Source organism: Burkholderia sp. A2 (assembly GCF_001729305.1).
Classification (GTDB): Bacteria; Pseudomonadota; Gammaproteobacteria; order Burkholderiales; family Burkholderiaceae; genus Burkholderia; species Burkholderia sola.
In genome coordinates this window covers 3,781-5,244 of record NZ_LZXX01000031.1, presented here as the reverse complement: position 1 = coordinate 5,244, position 1,464 = coordinate 3,781, and the positions used below count along the sequence as shown (strand labels likewise).

At 68.0% G+C, this 1,464-nt stretch carries 2 protein-coding genes and 1 pseudogene; all 3 read right to left on the bottom strand.

Features of this window, described 5'->3' with window-relative positions:
• Nucleotides 1-253, bottom strand: a pseudogene (locus A9Z05_RS03245) (alpha/beta hydrolase); the annotation flags it as partial.
• Nucleotides 254-286: 33 nt separating this feature from the next.
• A complete protein-coding gene (locus A9Z05_RS03240) occupies nucleotides 287-733 on the bottom strand; it encodes a nuclear transport factor 2 family protein (protein ID WP_006477934.1) in 447 nt (148 codons plus the stop codon).
• Nucleotides 734-848: 115 nt separating this feature from the next.
• The coding region (waaF, locus tag A9Z05_RS37470; RefSeq protein WP_256121830.1) for a lipopolysaccharide heptosyltransferase II at nucleotides 849-1,464 on the bottom strand (616 nt) is incomplete at its 5' end.

Genomic DNA, 1,464 nt, shown 5'->3' with positions numbered 1-1,464 from the left:
CGAACAGCGGCGCGTCGGGCGCTGGCGCCGCGCTGTCGAGGTGCGCGACCCAGTCGAGGTCGATGAAGTCGTGGTCGGGGGTTTCCCATCGCTCTCGCCGATAAGCGACAACCGGACGCCGCGCGAACAGCGCGGGCACGATGGTTTGCACATGGCTGTTCGGCAGCCAGCGCGGTGCGCGATAGCGCAATGAATCGTCGTCGGGGGCCGGGGGCCCGGTCAGCGGCGAGGTGGGCGGAGAAGCCGTACTCATGATCGCCCCGCTAATGCGTTGCTTCGTTTTTCGTCAGTGCAGCGGACCCTGCCCGTGACGGATCTTCGCGGCGAATTGTCCGGCCGCTTGTTCAGGAATCGGGCTCGCGTGGATGTGCGCGATGCGCCATTCGCCACGTTCGTGGATCATCACGTACGTCGCGAAAACCATGTCGGGTTCGGCCGTCAGGTCGGCCTGCTGATGCGCTTCGGCGATCGTATAGACGACCGTGCCGAGGCTGTCGTACACGCGGATGTCGAGCGGCTCGATCGTGACCGGGCGCGTCGCGAGCCGGTTGGCGAGCCCGCCGCGGATCTGGTCGAGGCCGTGCAGATGCTCGCCGTCCGCCCAGACGCAGCTGGCGAAATCCTCGTCGATCCACAGCGCCAGCAGCGCGTCGAGATTGGCATCCGCGACGGCCTGGTAGTAGGCGTTCAGCGTATCGGCAGCAGCTTCGAACAGGCGGGCAAAACGTGGCATCGGGGTTGTCTCTCGCGCGCATCGCGCGCCGTATTCAGCACGGCGGCCCGGATCGAGCCGCCGTACACCGGTGAATCGGATTGCCCGGCGCGCCGTGCGACGCTGCCGGTCAGGGTCAGCGCTGCCCGACGAGCATGCCGCGCAAATCGCCGAATACCTGCTCGGGACCGAGTTCGCGCAGGCACTTCAGGTGGCCGAGCGGGCACTCGCGTTCGAAGCAGGGACTGCATTCGAGATGTAACCATTGTACCTTCGCCAGATCCGACAGCGGAGGGGTGTGGCGCGGATCGGTCGATCCGTACAACGCGACGAGCGGCCGGCGCAACGCGGCGGCGACGTGCATCAGCCCCGAATCGTTGGTGACGACCGCGTTCGCGCGCGCGATCAGCGCGCACGCCTCGGACAACGACGTCTGCCCGCACAGGTTGCGCACGTTCGGCGCGTGGTCGGCGATCGCCTGCGCGGCCGCCGCATCCTTCTGCGAGCCGAGCGCGACGATCTGCGTATACGGGAACGACTGGTGGACGATGGTCGCGAGCGACGCGAAGTGCTCGGGCGGCCAGCGCTTGGCCGGGCCGTATTCGGCGCCGGGGCAGAACACGACGAGCGGCTTGCGCGTATCGAGATTGAAACGTGCGGACACGCGCGCCGTCTCGTTCAGGTCGGCATCCAGGCGCGGCGCGGGCAGCGTCTTCATCGACTCGGGCAGCTTCGCGCCCGGCGCGTACGCG